The organism is Pedococcus sp. P2_E5, from assembly GCF_056403895.1.
This window is the reverse complement of the sequence record NZ_JBFUEP010000032.1, coordinates 1-16,261: the sequence shown is the minus strand read 5'-3', so window position 1 is coordinate 16,261 and position 16,261 is coordinate 1. Positions and strand designations below refer to the sequence as shown.

The 16,261-nt window shown below is 70.7% G+C and carries 16 protein-coding genes; 15 read left to right on the top strand and 1 reads right to left on the bottom strand.

What is annotated here, in order from left to right; genetic code table 11:
* Nucleotides 1-38 precede the first annotated feature (38 nt).
* The 7 genes from AC1DVZ_RS12350 to AC1DVZ_RS12320 all read left to right on the top strand — a co-directional run bounded on the left by AC1DVZ_RS12350 (nucleotide 39) and on the right by AC1DVZ_RS12320 (nucleotide 5,744).
* Entirely contained in the window at nucleotides 39-1,043 is a 1,005-nt protein-coding gene (locus AC1DVZ_RS12350; protein ID WP_477618493.1) for a Bug family tripartite tricarboxylate transporter substrate binding protein, read from the top strand.
* Nucleotides 1,043-1,549: a tripartite tricarboxylate transporter TctB family protein gene (locus tag AC1DVZ_RS12345; RefSeq protein WP_477618492.1), complete on the top strand. Its 507-nt coding sequence runs from the start codon at nucleotides 1,043-1,045 to the stop codon at nucleotides 1,547-1,549. The genes AC1DVZ_RS12350 and AC1DVZ_RS12345 overlap by 1 nt, the downstream gene beginning before the upstream one ends.
* Entirely contained in the window at nucleotides 1,549-3,099 is a 1,551-nt protein-coding gene (locus tag AC1DVZ_RS12340) for a tripartite tricarboxylate transporter permease (protein WP_477618491.1), read from the top strand. The genes AC1DVZ_RS12345 and AC1DVZ_RS12340 overlap by 1 nt, the downstream gene beginning before the upstream one ends.
* Nucleotides 3,100-3,101: 2 nt before the next feature.
* Complete coding sequence (locus AC1DVZ_RS12335; RefSeq protein WP_477618490.1) at nucleotides 3,102-3,500, top strand: universal stress protein; 399 nt, start codon at nucleotides 3,102-3,104, stop codon at nucleotides 3,498-3,500.
* Nucleotides 3,500-3,973 carry a ribonuclease E activity regulator RraA gene (gene rraA / locus AC1DVZ_RS12330; RefSeq protein ID WP_477618489.1) on the top strand — a complete coding sequence of 158 codons (474 nt, stop codon included), beginning with the start codon at nucleotides 3,500-3,502 and terminating at the stop codon, nucleotides 3,971-3,973. Before AC1DVZ_RS12335 ends, rraA begins: the two co-directional genes overlap by 1 nt.
* Nucleotides 3,974-4,100: 127 nt before the next feature.
* A complete protein-coding gene (locus AC1DVZ_RS12325; protein WP_477618488.1) occupies nucleotides 4,101-4,862 on the top strand; it encodes an IclR family transcriptional regulator in 762 nt (253 codons plus the stop codon).
* A 54-nt stretch (nucleotides 4,863-4,916) separates the two neighbouring features.
* Complete coding sequence (locus AC1DVZ_RS12320) at nucleotides 4,917-5,744, top strand: D-alanyl-D-alanine carboxypeptidase family protein (protein WP_477618487.1); 828 nt, start codon at nucleotides 4,917-4,919, stop codon at nucleotides 5,742-5,744.
* Here the strand turns inward: AC1DVZ_RS12320 and AC1DVZ_RS12315 are convergent.
* Nucleotides 5,677-7,140, bottom strand: a complete 1,464-nt coding sequence (locus tag AC1DVZ_RS12315) for a PhoX family protein (RefSeq protein ID WP_477618486.1) — start codon at nucleotides 7,138-7,140, stop codon at nucleotides 5,677-5,679. The two genes, AC1DVZ_RS12320 and AC1DVZ_RS12315, sit on opposite strands and share 68 nt — an antisense overlap.
* A 99-nt stretch (nucleotides 7,141-7,239) precedes the next feature.
* Here AC1DVZ_RS12315 and mobA point away from each other — a divergent pair, with 99 nt between their 5' ends.
* The 8 genes from mobA (at nucleotide 7,240) to AC1DVZ_RS12275 (ending at nucleotide 16,232) form a co-directional block, all read left to right on the top strand.
* On the top strand, nucleotides 7,240-7,836 hold the full coding sequence (mobA, locus tag AC1DVZ_RS12310) for a molybdenum cofactor guanylyltransferase (RefSeq protein WP_477618485.1): 597 nt from the start codon (nucleotides 7,240-7,242) through the stop codon (nucleotides 7,834-7,836).
* Complete coding sequence (locus AC1DVZ_RS12305) at nucleotides 7,833-8,822, top strand: NAD(P)H-quinone oxidoreductase (protein WP_477618484.1); 990 nt, start codon at nucleotides 7,833-7,835, stop codon at nucleotides 8,820-8,822. Before mobA ends, AC1DVZ_RS12305 begins: the two co-directional genes overlap by 4 nt.
* A gap of 93 nt (nucleotides 8,823-8,915) precedes the next feature.
* Nucleotides 8,916-9,278, top strand: a complete 363-nt coding sequence (locus tag AC1DVZ_RS12300; protein ID WP_477618483.1) for a DUF1304 domain-containing protein — start codon at nucleotides 8,916-8,918, stop codon at nucleotides 9,276-9,278.
* A gap of 196 nt (nucleotides 9,279-9,474) precedes the next feature.
* The gene (locus AC1DVZ_RS12295) at nucleotides 9,475-10,146 is read left to right on the top strand and encodes a PadR family transcriptional regulator (protein ID WP_477618482.1); all 672 of its coding nucleotides are present in this window, start codon (nucleotides 9,475-9,477) and stop codon (nucleotides 10,144-10,146) included.
* The gene (locus AC1DVZ_RS12290; RefSeq protein WP_477618481.1) at nucleotides 10,143-10,892 is read left to right on the top strand and encodes an ABC transporter ATP-binding protein; all 750 of its coding nucleotides are present in this window, start codon (nucleotides 10,143-10,145) and stop codon (nucleotides 10,890-10,892) included. The genes AC1DVZ_RS12295 and AC1DVZ_RS12290 overlap by 4 nt, the downstream gene beginning before the upstream one ends.
* Nucleotides 10,893-10,900: 8 nt before the next feature.
* Complete coding sequence (locus AC1DVZ_RS12285; RefSeq protein ID WP_477618480.1) at nucleotides 10,901-13,768, top strand: ABC transporter permease; 2,868 nt, start codon at nucleotides 10,901-10,903, stop codon at nucleotides 13,766-13,768.
* Nucleotides 13,769-13,862: 94 nt separating this feature from the next.
* A complete protein-coding gene (locus AC1DVZ_RS12280) occupies nucleotides 13,863-14,456 on the top strand; it encodes a bacterial proteasome activator family protein (RefSeq protein WP_477618479.1) in 594 nt (197 codons plus the stop codon).
* Nucleotides 14,457-14,576: 120 nt separating this feature from the next.
* The gene (locus tag AC1DVZ_RS12275) at nucleotides 14,577-16,232 is read left to right on the top strand and encodes a DUF885 domain-containing protein (RefSeq protein ID WP_477618478.1); all 1,656 of its coding nucleotides are present in this window, start codon (nucleotides 14,577-14,579) and stop codon (nucleotides 16,230-16,232) included.
* Nucleotides 16,233-16,261: the final 29 nt, after the last annotated feature.

Genomic DNA, 16,261 nt, shown 5'->3' with positions numbered 1-16,261 from the left:
CGGTGTGCTTCGAACCCCCTCAGACAAAGGAGTCTCCCGTGCAAGTACGGACCCCCCTCAAGGTCGTGGCGGCCGCCACGGTCGCCGGTCTCGCCCTCAGCGCCTGTGGCGTGAGCGGCGACGACTCGTCAACCGAGACGAGCAGCTCCTCGGGCCCCGTGAAGGGTCTGCGGATCCTCGTGCCCAACTCACCCGGCAGCGGCTACGACACCACCGCTCGTCTCGCGGCCAAGGCGATGCAGGACGCCAAGCTCAGCGAGACGATCGAGGTCTTCAACTCAGCCGGTGCCGGCGGCACCGTCGGCCTGCAGCGCCTCGTCAACGAGAAGGGCCATGACGACATCCTCATGCAGATGGGGCTCGGGGTCGTGGGCGCCGTCTACACGAACAAGTCGAAGGCCACGCTCAACGACACCGTCCCGATCGCGAAGCTGATCGAGGAGTCCGAGGCGATCGTCGTGCCGAAGGGCTCCCCCTACGACACCCTCGACAAGCTCGTGGCGGCGTGGAAGGCCAACCCGGGCAAGGTCCCCGTGGGTGGCGCCTCCAACGCCGGTGGCCCCGACCACCTGACCCCGATGCTCCTCGCCAAGGCCGTGGGCATCACCCCGAAGGACGTCAACTACGTCGCGTACGACGGCGGCGGTGAGCTGCTCACCGGAGTCCTCGGCAAGAAGGTCGCCTTCGCGGCGACCGGCATCGGCGAGGTCGCCGAGCAGGCCAAGTCCGGCGACGTGAAGATCCTTGCCGTCACCAGCGCCAAGCCCGTGGAAGGCGTGGACGCTCCGACCCTCAAGAGCCTCGGTGTCGACATGGAGTTCACCAACTGGCGCGGCATCGTCGGTCCTCCCGGACTGTCCGACGCCAAGGCCAAGGAGTATGTCGACCTGCTGACCAAGATGCACGCCACCGACCAGTGGAAGAAGACCTTGGCCGACCAGGGTTGGACGGACTCCTTCCAGACCGGCGACGAGTTCAAGACCTTCCTGACCGCGCAGAACGACAGCGTCGCCGGCGTTCTCAAGGAACTGGGACTGGCCTGATGTCCAGCAGCCCGACTGCGGCAGAGAAGGGGGGCCGCTCCGAGTACGGGGTGGCCCTCCTCCTGCTGGGCCTCGGCGCCTGGGCGATCGTCGACGCGCTCGGCGTGACCGACACCGCGTCCCGTGGTCCCGTCAATGCCCGCACCGTCCCGATCGTGGTCGGGCTGCTGCTCATCCTCATGGCAGTCCTGCTCACCGTGGACCTGGTCCGCGGTGGGCGGGGTGAGGCAGAGGGTGGCGAGGACGTCGACCTCACTCACGGCAGCGACTGGCGCACGATCGGCCTGCTCGTCGGCTCGTTCGCCGCCAACGCCCTGCTCATCGACCCGCTCGGCTGGCCGATCTCAGGGGCGATCCTGTTCTTCGGGACCACCTACGCCCTCGGTGCGCGGCACTACCTCCGCATGGCCCTGATCTCGATCGTGCTCTCGGTGGGGTCCTGGTACCTCTTCTTCCTCGGCCTGGGCATCAAGCTCCCGGTCGGGCTGCTCAAGGGAATCCTCTGATGGACGGAATCAACGCCCTCATCGACGGCTTCGGCACCGCGCTGACGCCGACGAACCTCCTCTACGCCGTCATCGGCGTGGTGCTCGGCACCGCCATCGGCGTGCTTCCCGGCATCGGCCCGGCCATGACCATCGCCCTGCTGCTGCCGCTGACCTTCACGCTCGAGCCCACCCAGGCGTTCATCATGTTCGCGGGGATCTACTACGGCGGCATGTACGGCGGCTCGACGACCTCGATCCTGCTCAACACACCAGGCGAGAGCGCGTCGGTCATCACAGCCATCGAGGGCAACCTGATGGCCAAGAAGGGCAGGGGTGCAGCCGCCCTCGCCACCGCAGCGATCGGGTCGTTCATCGCGGGCACCATCGGCACCCTGGCCCTCGCCCTCGTCGCCCCCCAGATCGTCAAGCTCGCGATCCAGCTCGGTTCACCCGACTACTTCGCCATCATGATGTTGGCCTTCATCGCCGTGACCACGGTGCTGGGGTCGTCGAAGATCCGTGGCCTCGCGTCGCTCGGCATCGGGCTGCTCATCGGCACCGTCGGCATCGACCCGACCTCCGGCCAGCAGCGGCTGACCCTCGGCATCCCCCAGCTTGCCGACGGCATCGACGTCGTCGTGGTCGCGGTCGGCCTGTTCGCGGTCGGCGAGGCGCTCTGGATCGCCGCCCACCTGCGTCGCAACCCCGCCGAGATCATCCAGGTCGACGGTGCCCGGATGAACCGCGAGGACTGGCGCCGCTCCTGGAAGCCCTGGCTGCGCGGCACCCTGATCGGTTTTCCCTTCGGCGCCATCCCGGCAGGTGGAGCAGAGATCCCCACGTTCCTGTCGTACGCCATGGAGAAGAAGCTCACCAAGCACCCCGAGGAGTTCGGTCACGGAGCCATCGAGGGCGTGGCCGGGCCCGAGGCCACCAACAACGCCTCGGCCGCCGGTGGCCTGGTGCCACTGCTGACCCTCGGCATTCCCACCACCGCGACCGCGGCGGTCATGCTCGGAGCGTTCCAGTCCTACGGCATCCAACCCGGACCGCGCCTGCTCGACGACCAGTCGGAGCTGGTGTGGGGCCTGATCGCCTCGCTGTTCATCGGCAACGTGATCCTGCTCGCCCTGAACCTGCCCCTCGCGACGATCTGGGCGCGGCTGCTCAACATCCCGCGCCCCTACCTCTACGCCGGCATCCTCTTCTTCGCCAGCATCGGGGCCTACGCGGCCAACACCTCGACCTTCGACCTGTGGCTGCTGCTCATCATCGGCGGTCTCGGTTTCTTCATGCGCCGCTTCGGCCTGCCGGTCGTGCCGGCCATCATCGCGATCATCCTGGGCCCGGTGGCCGAGGAGCAGCTGCGACGGGCGCTGCAGATCAGCGACGGCGAGTTGTCCGGCCTGATCAACACGCCGTTCTCCAAGATCGTCTACGGAATCGTCGTCCTCCTGCTCGTGGTCCCCGTGGTCATCGATCGCGTGCGGTCACGGCGCGGCGGCGACGATGACATCCAGGACGTGTCCCCGCTCGGCCACCAGCACGCCAACCAGGAAGGGCAGTGACCATGGCCATCGTCGTGGGGTTCGTCCCCCGTCCGGAGGGTCACGCGGCCCTCGACCGGGCGATCGAGGAAGCCAAGCTCCGCGGAGCTCGGCTGGTCGTCCTCAACGTGAGCCGAGGAGACGCCCTCGTCGACTCGAGGTTTGCGTCGTCGTCCGACTGGGATGCCGTCAAGAGGCAGCTCGAGGAGTCCGGGGTGGAGCACGAGGTCGCGCAAACCGTCGAGGCCCGCGATCCCGCAGACCAGCTGCTGCGCGTGGCCGAGGAGACGAACGCCGAGCTCATCGTCATCGGGCTTCGGCGTCGCACCCCGGTCGGCAAGCTCATCATGGGCAGTGCCGCCCAGACCGTGCTGCTCGAGGCCGACGCCCCGGTGCTCGCGGTCAAGGCGGCCAGGGACTGATGGCCTCACCGTCCACGGCCGACCTCTACGACGAGCACGGCGACGACCTCCAGTCCTGCTCGGTGCAGTTCCGTCACTACGGCGCCCGGTCCTCCTTCGAGGGCGTCATCACGACGATCCGCTGCCACCGCGACAACGCGATCGTGAAGTCCACGCTCACGGAGGACGGCTCCGGCCGGGTCCTCGTGGTCGACGGTGGCGGGTCGCTGGAGTCGGCGCTGATGGGGGACCTCATCGCGGCGAGCGCGGTCGCGGGCGGTTGGTCGGGTGTCGTCATCCACGGCGCCGTCCGCGACGTGGCGGCGCTGCGCGACCTCCCCCTCGGCGTCCTCGCCCTCGGGTCCAACCCGCGCAAGAGCGCCAAGGACGGGGTCGGCGAGCGCGACGTGGTCGTCAGCTTCGGCGGGGTCGACTTCGCCCCCGGTCAACGACTGTTCGCCGACGAGGACGGCATCCTCGTCACCCGCGCCTGACCGCGCGGGGCTTCTGTCCTCACCACCGCAGCAGGTATGCCGCGGGCGCACCGTGCGCCCGCGGCATACCTGCTGGTGTTGGTCGAGGGGAGGAGCCAGGTCGTCTCGCACCTGAGACACTGGCGCGGTGGCCAACGCACCCGCAGCCCGGCACACCCTCCAGCTGCTGACCCTCCTCGCCCGGCACACCGAACCGCTCCCGGCGGGGTCGATCGCGCGCGAGCTCGGCCTGCCGCGCTCCACGACGTACCACCTGCTCGCGGTGCTGCGCGACCACGGTTTCGTCACCCACCTCGAGGAGGAGCGGCGCTACGGCCTGGGCGTCGCGGCGTTCGAGCTGGGCTCGGCCTACCAGCGCCAGGCCCCGCTGCAGCGGATCGCCCGGCCGCTGCTCGGTCGCCTCGTCGACCAGACGACGCACAACGCCCACCTCGCGGTGCTGCACGGGCGGGACGTCCTCTATGTCATCGAGGAACGAGCCCCGGGTCGCCCGCTGCTCGTGACCGATGTCGGCGTGCGGCTGCCGGCGACGCTCACCGCCAGCGGCCTCGCGATGCTCGCCCAGCTGCCGGCGGCCCAGGTGCGCGCCCTGTTCCCGCACCGCGACACCCTGGTGCAGCGCGACGGGCACGGACCCACCACAGTCAGTGAGCTGCGGCGCGAGCTCACGGAGGTCCGCACGCGCGGCTACGCCCTCGAGGACGACTCGGTCAGCGTCGGGCTGTCGTCGGTGGCGCAGGCCGTGCTCGACCACACCGGACACCCGGTGGCCGGTGTGGCGCTGACGTTCCCGCGCGACGGCGTGGACGACACGGAACGCAGTCGACTCGTCGCTGCGGTGTCGCGCGCCGCCGCCACGCTGTCAGCCCGGATCGGCGGGGTCCGCTGACATCCACCCCCTGCCTGCCAGACTCGTCAGGGCCGCAGCAGAGGGGGTGAGTCCATGACCACGACGCACGTGTCGGCTGGTCGACGACGGCGCCAACGGCTGCGCCGCACCCTGGTCGTGACCACCCTCGTGGTCGTGACCGGCGGAGCGGCCGGGTATGCCGCGTGGCACGACGACTCCTCGCCTGCCGGAGGTTCGCGCGTGGCCGCGCAGGCCTCGGCAGACCCGGCGATTCCACTCGCCGCGTCGAAGGGGAAACCCAGGAAGGACAAGCCGAAGACCTCAGGTGAGCCGTCCGCGCGCTCGACCTCGGGGACGGGTGGTGGAAGTAGCAGCGGCACCAAGACCGTTGGTGGCAAAGGCTTTGCATCCGTCATCACCGACCGGATCCCCGCGCCGACGACCAGCCTGCCGCTGTCGGCGCCGATCCCCGGCACCACGAACATGCAGGCCGCAGCGGCAGCCGCCTTCACCCAGGCCTTCGCCGACGCGCGGGCCGACGGCCTGGCACCCGAGATCAGGTCGGCCTGGCGCAGCGCCGAGTGGCAGCAGATCCTGTTCGACCGTGCGGTGACGAGGTACGGCTCACCCGCGGAGGCCTCCAAGTGGGTGCTCTCCCCGGCGAGGTCGGCGCACGTGAAGGGCTACGCGATCGACGTCCACCCCCAGCGGCGGCGACCTGGCTGCAGCGGCACGGACCGGCATACGGCATCTGTCGCACCTATGACAACGAGTGGTGGCACTTCGAGTACCTCGCCACCTCGACGTGCCCGCCCCGCCAGCCCACCGCAGCCGGCTGACGGGGCGGCGCAGGTCAGACGCCGATCGTGTGCCAGGGCCCCCAGATGGCGAAGGTCAACCCAGCGCTGGCCTGGATGTTGACGAACAACGTCGACTTGTCCGGGCTGAACGTCGAGCCGGCGAACTCGTCGTCGAACCGCGGGGTGCCGTTGGCGTTGGCCGCCCGGTTGAGCGCGATGTCCCAGAGCTGGCCGCCCTGGTTGAGGCCACGGATGTAGTTGTCCTGGTTGCTGTCCTCACACACGACGAGGGTGCCGCGGTTGCTGACGGTGATGTTGTCGGGGAAGTCGAACGTCTGCTTGCCCGGCGACTGGTAGACGAGGCGGAGCTTCTCGGAGCGGGTGTCGTAGGCCCACACCTGTCCGAACCCGTTGCCGTACCCCGCGATGAGCTCCGGCCCGGTCTCGGGGTCGCCACCGCCCTGCGTCGAGGTGAAGTACACGACCCCGTTGTCGTAGATCTGGCCCTCGAGGCGCGAGAACCCGGCCGCGCCCAGGGCACGACCCTGGTCGCCGACGTAGACCAGTGCGTCGTCGTTCTTCGTCGGCGCCGGCTGGCCCGGGGTGTACGGGAACGTCGGGTCGGGGTCGGCGATGTCCACCCACTCGACGTCGTAGACGGCTCCCTTGTCCTGGTGACCCTCGAGGTGGGCCTTGGGCTGGCCCTTGACGGCGAGCATCTGCAGGTAGCCGTCGTTGTCGAGGTGCCCGCTCTCCATCGGGTTGGTCGCCGGCGTGTAGCGGTAGAAGCCGGACGGGAACGCGAAGTTGTCCTCGGTGAGGTAGAGCCGGCCCTCGCGGGGGTCGAACGACACCGCCTCGTGGGCGAACCGTCCGGCCTTCGTGATGGGCATCGCCGCCGAGCGGCCGTCAGCCGGCACCTCGAAGACGAAGCCGTGCCTCTGGGTGAAGCCCAGGTTGGAGGCGCCCGTGAAGTCCGGACCGACGTCCGGGCCGTTGACCGTCTCCTCGCAGGTCACCCAGGCGCCCCAGGGCATCTGGCCGCCGGAGCAGTTGTTCGCGGTCCCGTTGATGGCGGTGTACGACGCCAGGACCTCGCCCTCGCCGGTGACGTCGATGTGGGTGCACCCGCCGCTGGCACCGGAGTCGTAGGTCCACGACCCCAGCGGGCCGAAGCGCCGCCCGGTGCCGGCTACCTCGTGGTTGCGGATGAGGGTCGTGCTGCCGGACGGGCCCTCGAAGGCACCCATGCCGTCGTGTCGGCCCGGCAGCGCGGTGCCGTCGTCGAGCACGACGGGGAACTGCGTGTCGTGGAACGACCGGTAGCTGAAGCCCTCGGGCAGGTGCAGCCGCACCTTGTCGTCACGCAGGTCCGGCGTCGCGCGCAACCCGCGGAACGGCGCTGCCCCGATGGCCGATGCGGGCCCCGCGACCAGTCCGGCGAACGGGCCGGCCAGCGCCGCCCCTCCCGCGACCGCAGCGCTCCCCTTCAGAAATGTGCGTCTTTCGAGCGTCATGATCTTTCCCTTCGAGATCGTCGAATCCGGCCAACCTAGACCCGACTCGCGCGCACCGGAACCCCCACAGGACCCTCCTGGACCACCCACAATGGGCCAGTGACCTCGGCCTTCGTCCCACCCGCACCGGTGAGCGCACCCGTGACGGCGGTGGTGCTCTGCGGCGGCGCGGGACGGCGGTTCGGGGGCGACAAGACCCGCGCCGACCTCGCCGGGAGCCCGGTGCTCGACCACGTCCTCGACGGCCTGCCGCCGGACTGGCCGGTGGTGTGCGTGGGCGACCCTCGGCCGACCCGACGACCGGCGACCTGGTGCCGCGAGTCCCCTCCCGGGGGCGGCCCGGTGGCCGCCATCGCGGCCGCCCTCCCCCAGGTCGACAGCCCCGTCGTCGTCATCCTCGGCGGCGACATGCCGTATGCCGCGGGCCCGGCTCCCAGCCTCGCCTCCCGCCTCGCGGAGTCCCCCGACGTCGAGGCGGTGGTCGGCCGCGACGGTGACGGCCGCCAGCAACCCCTCCTCGCGGCATACCGGACGACTGCCCTGCGGGACGCGCTGCCGGACTCTCCGGCGGGCACGCCGGTGATGCGGCTGCTCGACGCCTTGCGCACGCTCGTCGTCACCCTGCCGGAGGGCGCGGCACTGGACGTCGACACCACCGAGGACCTCGAGTCGGCGCGCCATAGGCTCGACCCGTGAAGGCGATCACCATCCCGCAGCCCGGCGACGCTTCGGCGCTCGTCCCGACCGACGTCTCCGACCCACATCCTGCTCCCGGCGAGGTTCGGGTCCGGGTGGTGGCGGCGGGAGTCAACCGCGCGGACGTCATGCAGCGGATGGGCTTCTACGCGCCGCCTCCGGGGGCTTCGGAGTACCCGGGGCTCGAGGTCAGCGGCATCGTCGACGAGGTCGGCGAGGGTGTGGACGACGGGGTGGACGGCTGGAGGGTCGGCGACGAGGTGTGCGCGCTGCTGTCGGGAGGCGGCTATGCCGAGCTCGTGTGCGTGCCCGCCGAACAGCTCCTGCCCGTGCCGACCGGCGTCTCACTCGCCGACGCGGCAGCCCTGCCGGAGGTCGTGAGCACGGTGTGGTCCAACGTGTTCATGACGGCGAATCTCCTTCCGGGACAGACCTTTCTGGTGCACGGTGGATCGTCAGGCATCGGGACGATGGCGATTCAGCTGGCCCGCGAAGTGGGGGCACGGGTCGCCGTCACGGCCGGTTCGGCGGACAAGCTCGAGGTCTGTCGCGAGCTGGGCGCCGAGATCCTCGTCAACTACCGCGAGCAGGACTTCGTCGAGGAGCTGCGCGCCGCCACCGCCGGGGCCGGGGCCGACGTCATCCTCGACAACATGGGCGCGAAGTACCTCGCCAGGAACGTCGACGCGCTGGCCCCCAACGGACGTCTCGTCGTGATCGGGCTGCAGGGCGGCACCAAGGCGGAGCTCGACCTCGGGCAGCTGCTGCGCAAGCGAGCCGCCGTCATCGCCACGTCACTGCGAGCGCGCCCTGCCGACGAGAAGGCCGCCATCGTCGCGGCCGTGCGCGAACACGTCTGGCCGCTCGTCGCGGCCGGTCGGATCAAGCCGGTCATCCACAGCCGCCACCCCCTTGCGCAGGCAGCCGACGCCCACCGCGAGCTCGAGGCGAGCGGGCACATCGGGAAGATCCTGCTGACCACCTGAGGCCGGCTCGACCACGTGACCCAGCGTGTTGGAGGCGCGAGTCCCACCAGCGAGTCGGACACGTGCGCCGGCCGCGTCTGCCACCCTGAGGCCATGAACGCAGTCGCCACGGTGCTGGTCGCCGTCGTCGCCCTGATCCACGTCTACATCGTCGTGCTCGAGATGGCCCTGTGGACGACTCCTCGTGGGCGGGCCGCCTTCGGTCTCACGCCGGAGTTCGCCGAGCAGACCAAGGTGCTCGCGGGAAACCAGGGGCTCTACAACGGCTTCCTGGCCGCCGGGCTGGTCTGGGGAATCGTCGGACCCGACGACCTGCGCTTCGGCTTCCAGGTGTTCTTCCTGCTGTGCGTGATCGTCGCCGGGATCTACGGTGCCGCCACGGCCAGTCGCAAGATCCTGGTCGTTCAGGCGGTCCCCGGCGCCCTCGCCCTGGCCGCCGTCCTGCTGGCCCACTGATTCGTTCCGACTTCTGGCCAGCCATGCCGCATCCGGCGTGCCGATATCCCCTCGGACCCGGCACACGTGGCCAGAAGTGCCCGATGCGGCGGGGGCCGGAATGCTTGACGACCACCCTACATACTCGGTATACATCTCCACACCAGTGGTGATACTGGGTAGGTAGGGGACACCAGGAATGGGGACGGTGGCGCGGATGTCGGTCAGACAAGGGCTCATGGCCCTGCTCGCCACCGAGCCGATGTACGGCGCTCAGTTGCGTGCCGAGTTCGAGGCCAGGACCGGGGGGACCTGGCCGCTCAACGTCGGGCAGGTCTACACGACCCTGGCCAGGCTGGAGCGCGACGGGCTCGTCGAGGCGATCGGGGAGGACGCCGAGGGGCGGATCTCCTACCGCCTCACCCGCACCGGGCGGGCCGAGGTCGCCGAGTGGTGGACGTCCCCGGTCAGCCGTGAGACCACCCCCCGCGACGAGCTGGTCATCAAGCTCGCCCTGGCCGTGACGGTCGACGGCGTCGACGTCAACCGGGTGGTCCAGACCCAGCGGACCGCCACCCTGCGCCACCTGCAGGACCTCACCCGACTCAAGCAGCGGGCCACCACGCACCACGAGTCGGCTGCCGACGGTGACAGCCAGGTCGACCTCGCCTGGTTGCTCGTCCTGGAGAACCTCCTCTACTCGGGCGAGGCGGAGGTCCGCTGGCTGGACCACGTCGAAGCCCGGCTGGTGCGCGAGGCGACCCGCCCGCACAGGTCCGCGCGCGGCATACCTGACGCAGTGGACGACACACCTGACACAACGGACGCCACGGCTGACGGCGCCGCCCACACCAGCAGCGCCGCACTCAAGGGGGAAACACGACGATGAGCAACGCACCGAGCACACCACCGCACTCCGACGTGATCCTGCGCCTGGACAATGTCACCCGAGTCCACGGCCACGACAGCACCGCGGTTCGCGCCCTCGCCGGCGTCAGCCTCGACGTCCGCGCGGGAGAGCTGGTCGCTGTCATGGGCCCGAGCGGCTCCGGCAAGTCCACCCTGCTCAACCTCGCCGGCGGGCTCGATGCAGCCACCAGTGGGCAGGTGATCATCGAGGGCCAGAGCATCGGCACCCTCAAGGCCGACGCCCTCGCGCGGCTGCGGCGCAGGCGGGTCGGGTTCGTCTTCCAGGACTTCAACCTCATCCCGTCCCTCACCGCGGTCGAGAACGTCGCACTGCCCCTCGAGCTCGACGGCCAGCGCGTCGGCAAGGCACGCCGCAGGGCCGTCGACGCGCTCACGATGGTGGGGGTGCAGGAGCTCGCCGACCGCTACCCCGACAAGATGTCCGGCGGCCAGCAGCAGCGGGTGGCGATCGCCCGCGCGCTGGTCGGCGACCGCCGACTGGTGCTCGCGGACGAACCCACCGGGGCCCTCGACTCGCACACGGGCGAGGGCGTGCTGCGCGTCCTGCGCGAACGCTGCGACGCCGGCGCGGCCGGGCTCCTCGTCACCCACGAGGCGAGGCACGCGGCCTGGGCCGACCGGGTGGTGTTCCTGCGCGACGGAGTCGTCGTCGACAGCACCGGATCGCCCGAGACGGCCGAGGCGCTCCTCGAGCCGACCGCCTGAGGCCGGCCATGACGACACTCCTGGACAAGGAGGCCGCAGTCGGTGTGCCGCGTGGTTCCGGCCACGGCGACGGCTCGGACTCGCGGGCCTCCCGGTGGCGCGCCTCGTGGCGGGTCGCCCTACGGATGGCCAGGCGCGACCTGCGACGCCACAAGGGGCGGTCCATCCTGGTGTTCCTCATGGTCGCCATCCCCGTCGGGCTGCTGGCCGGCGCCGCGACCCTGGGGGCCACCGAGCAGGCCGACGCGGCCGATCTCATCACGGCCCGAATGGGATCAGGTCAGGCGCTCGTCCAAGGTCCCGAGATCGGGAAGATCCAGCAAGGCCCTGACCCGAACCAAGGTGGCATGGGGTGGAGCAGCGAGCACCCGGCCACCCCGATTCCCGGTTTCGCCACCGACGGCGCCGCGACGGACAACGCCACCGCCATCGCCCGGGTGGTCGGTGGAGGCGCCGCCGTCGCCGTCGGGGAGACCGAGATGCGACTCGTGGTCGGGGACCGCCGGGTGCGCATCTCCGGGCTGGTCGCCGACCCGCGCGTGGCGGACCTCGGCGACAAGTCGCGGCTCGCCTCCGGGTCCTGGGGGGCCGGGCCGGACGAGATCGTCATCACCCCGGCAGGCGAGCGCAAGGGACTGCCGCGCTCCGGCACGGTCACGCTGTCTGCCGGCGGCACGGAGCGCTCGGTGAAGGTCGTCGGCACGGCCACAGCCTTGCTCGAGTGGGGCGGCATGCCTGACTTCGTGGTCCCGTCGATGCCGGAGGGCGCAGGCACCGGGCCGAGCGGGATCGCGACCGCGAGGTCGTGGGTGCTGGTGGGCGGTGGACCGGTCAGCTGGGAGGACGTCCAGCGACTCAACACGTACGGCCTGACGGTCTACAGCCGTGCGGTCCTCGAGAATCCTCCGCCCGAGAGCTCGTTGCCCGCCGAGCTGCGCGCCCAGAACAGCTTCACCCAGGACTCCAGCCGGATGATCGCCGTGATCGGCGGAGTCATGCTCTTCATCCTCACGACGCTCCTCGTCGGCCCGGCCTTCGCGGTGAGCGCGGCCCGACAGCGGCGCACGCTGGCCCTCGCCGCGACCAACGGTGCCGAGACACGACAGCTGCGCCGCACCGTGCTCGCCCAGGCTCTCGTTCTCGGTGTGATCTCGGCTCTCGGCGGCGTGGTGCTGGGGGTCGCCGCCGTGACCCTCGGACTGCGGTGGTGGGTGCGAACGCACCCGGAGACGTCTTTCGCCTCGCTCGGCACCGACCTTCCGTGGGGGGCGTTCTCGATCCTCGTGCCCTGCGCCGTCCTCAGCGCGGTCGTCGCGGCGCTGCTGCCTTCGCTGCGACTTGGTCGCCTCGACATCATCGGCGTGATGCGCGGCCAGACCGTGTCGCCCCGGCTCAACAAGGTCGTGCCGGTCGTCGGCCTGGTCCTCGCCGTCATCGGCGGTGCGGTGGTCCTGTCGGCCGCGCAGATGCGGGGCGGTGGCGACATGCGGGTCGCCGTCGGCGCCATCGGGCTGGTGCTGGGCACGCTGCTCCTCGTGCCGGCGATCCTCGTAGGATTCGGCACCCTCGCCGCACGGCTCCCGGTGGCCCCGCGGATCGCCATCCGCGACGCCGCTCGGCATCGCAGCCGGTCCACCCCGACCGTGGCGGCGATCCTGGCCGGCGTCGTGGCGCTGACCGCGTTCAGCATCGGCCTGGCCAGCGACACCAAGCAGCAGATGCAGACCTACCAGCCGCAGGCCCAGCGCGGGGAAGGCGTCGTGCACACCGCCGACCCCGAGACCAGGCTGTCCGCCGCAGCAGCCCTCAAGCAGCTACCGACCCTGGTCCAGACCCACTTCCTCGTGGCGCGAGCCAAGGAGGACCCGATGATGAACGCGGGCACCACGGTGGCGAGCAAGCCTGCGGAGTTCGTGTCCGTAGTGCCTGAGGGCTGCACGGCGGCGTTCACCCTCCCGAGCAGCACCGGTGAGCACCAGAGCTGCGTGCGCCTCGGCAGCCAGGGCTGGTACGAACACGGCCAGATCGGCGCGCTCCCCACGGCTGAGATCGCGCGCAGGTTCGGGCTCAGCGAGGCACAGCGCACGGCAGTCCAGCGCGGCGCGATGGTCGTCGCCGCCAAGGACCTCGCCGCCAAGCCGTCCCTGACCGTCGTCGCCGGCACCTTCGTCCTCGACAACCAGACGTATGCCGCGACCCAGGTCACCGAGCGCACGACCACCTCGGTGCCGGTCGTCGGCGTGGCCGCAGAACGCCTCACGGACGGCTCGTTCCCGGGCCAGACCGGTGGCCTGGTGGCGACCGAGACGGCGACGCGGCTGGGCTGGCCCATGCAACAGGACTCGACCCTGCTCCGCGAACCCGGGGGCGCGATCAGCACCGAGACGCAGACGACCTTGGACGAGCTGGTCGGCGACGGTGGCGGCGTCTACGTCGAGCGGGGGTTCCAGCGCTACGACGAGAAGGTCATGCGAATCATGATGGCCGTGGCCGCGCTCCTGCTGCTCATCGTCACCCTCATCTCGACGGCGTTGTCGATGGCCGAGCAGCAGGCCGACTCCGGCACCCTCGCGGCGGTCGGCGCGACCCGTCGCACCAGGCGCGCCTTTGCCGCGTCCCAGGCGATGGTGGTGGGGTTCATCGGGGCCATCCTGGGCATCGCGGTCGGGCTCGTGCCCGGGATCGCGATCACGTACCCCCTCACCACGGAGTACAACTCGGATCCGACCACGGGTGTGGAGACCTGGAGCGGACCCTTCCTGTCGATCCCCTGGACGCCGCTGCTCCTCGTCGTGCTCGGGGTGCCACTGCTCGCGGGACTACTCTCCGCCGTGGCGATCCGACGAGCTCCCGCGATGACACGCCGGGCCGACTAGGTGTGCCGACCAGGTGCGCCGAGCGGACAACCAGGCGTGGCGCCCTCAGCGACGCCTCTGATGCCCGTGGACAGCGTGGGGCAGGATGGGTGACATGAGCCAGACGCCGCACCAGCACGAGACCGACCCGACCGGCAACGGCGACCAGCAGCGCGTCGTCGTCGTGACCCAGGACGGCATGGGAGTCGCGCCGCACCGTGACGGTGAGGACGGACCCACCAACCCCGCCGACCTCGTGGAGCAGCCGGCCAAGGTCATGCGGATCGGCTCGATGATCAAGCAGCTGCTCGAAGAGGTCCGCAACGCCCCGCTCGATGAGGCCGGCCGGGTCCGGCTGGCGGAGATCCACCGTCGTTCGATCAAGGAGCTCGAGGACGGCCTGGCCCCCGAGCTGATCGACGAGCTCGAGCGGATCGCCTTGCCCTTCAACGAGAACGAACCTCCCACTGACGCCGAGCTCCGCATCGCCCAGGCTCAGCTCGTGGGGTGGCTCGAGGGACTGTTCCACGGCATCCAGACGGCCCTGTTCGCCCAGCAGATGGCGGCCCAGCAGCAGCTCCAGCAGATCCGGCGCGCCCTTCCGCCCGGTCACTCGGCCGAGGGCGGACCGGGCGCCGAAGGCATGTCCGGAGCACCCGGCATACCTCCGCACCCCGGTGAGAGTGGCCCCACGGGCCAGTACCTCTGACCGCCCTCCCCCCGGCTCGACTGCAAAACGGCGGTTGCGCGGCGAAACGGGAGCTGTAGCCCCCGTATTGCCCCGCAACCGCCGTTTTGCGCGGTGGGGGCGAACGGTACGTTCGGGGTCATGACGGACTCGGTGCAGCAGCTGGCGGACGACTTCCACGACTACCGCATGCGGACCTCGCCCACCTGGGCGCACATGCTGGGTGACTACCGGTTCTCCGACCGGTACGAGGACGGGTCGCGGGGTGCCGAGGACGCCGAGGTCGCGGCCCTGCGCGAGTTCGCCGCACGCGCGCGGGCCATCCCCGACGCGGGCCTGGCCGAACCGGACAAGGTGACCCGGGACGTCGTCGCCTTCGACGCCACGACGTCCGCCGACGTGGGCGAGTCGCACCTGGCAGAGTTCGGCGTCGACCCCGTCTTCGGGGTCCAGGTCGCCCTCGGTGTCACCGTCGCCGGGCTGTCGCTGCCGACCGCGGAGGTCGCCGACGCCATGGTCTCCAAGTACCGCGGTATCGGCCAGAGCATCCGCGACTTCGCCGAGCGGCACCGCGAAGGGGTCGCCTCCGGGCGCACTCCCGCCACCTTCGCGGTGGAGCAGGCGATCGAGCAGGTCGAGCGGTGGCTGGCCAGCCCGCTCGACGAGGACGTGCTCCTCACCTCGACGACCGAACCGCCGGCCGGCTACGACGTCGGGGCCTGGCGCGGCCGCCTTGCCGACGTGATCGCCGCCGACGTCCGGCCGGCCCTCGAGGTCTTCCGCGACGTGCTGCGCGACGAAGTCACCCCGGTCATGCGACCCGACGAGCAGTGCGGCCTGTCCTGGCTCCCGGACGGTGAGCAGACCTATGCCCGCCTGCTGGCCCGCGACACCACGACCTCCCTCACCGCCCAACAGATCCACGAGATCGGGCTGCAGCAGATCGCCTCGCTCGAGGACGAGTACCGCACCCTCGCACCCGAGGTCGTCGGCACCGACGACCTGCCGTCGATCTACCGGGCGCTGCGCGAGGACCCGGCCCTGCGGCATACCAGCTCCTCCGAGATCGTCGCCGCCTGCGAGACGGCGTTCGCCAAGGCGCGAGGTGTCATGCCGGAGTGGTTCGACCGGCTGCCGGTCGCGGACTGCGTGGTGAAGTCCACCGACGTGGGTGCCGCGGCCTACTACTTCCCACCCGCGGACGACGGCAGCCGCGGCGGGACGTTCTACATCAACACGGCCGACCCGGCGCACTGGGGACGCTTCGAGCTCGAGGCGTTGTCGTACCACGAGGGCATCCCCGGTCACCACCTCCAGCTGGCCATCGCCGGCGAGCTGACCGAGGTGCCGAAGTACCGCAAGTTCACGATCTTCAACGCCTACGCCGAGGGCTGGGGGCTCTACACCGAGCGCCTCGCCGACGAGATGGGCCTCTACACCAGTCCGCTCGAGCGGCTGGGCATGCTCACCATGGACTCCATGCGCGCCTGCCGGCTCGTCGTCGACACCGGCCTGCACGCGATGGGCTGGAGCAGGCAACAGGCCGTGGACTACATGGTCGCGAACTGCCCGCTCAGCGTGGGTGGGGTCAAGGCGGAGATCGACAGGTATGCCGTGCTGCCGGGTCAGGCGTGCGGCTACATGATCGGGCGGCTGGWGGTCCTGCGGATCCGTCGGGAGGCGCAGGAGCGACAGGGCGACCGGTTCGACATCAAGGCGTTCCACAACGCCGTGCTCGACGGCGGAAGCGTCCCGCTGGCGGTACTCGACACCGTCGTGCGCGACCGCCTTCCCTGAGCGCTCGAGCAACCTTTGCTAGCAAAGGT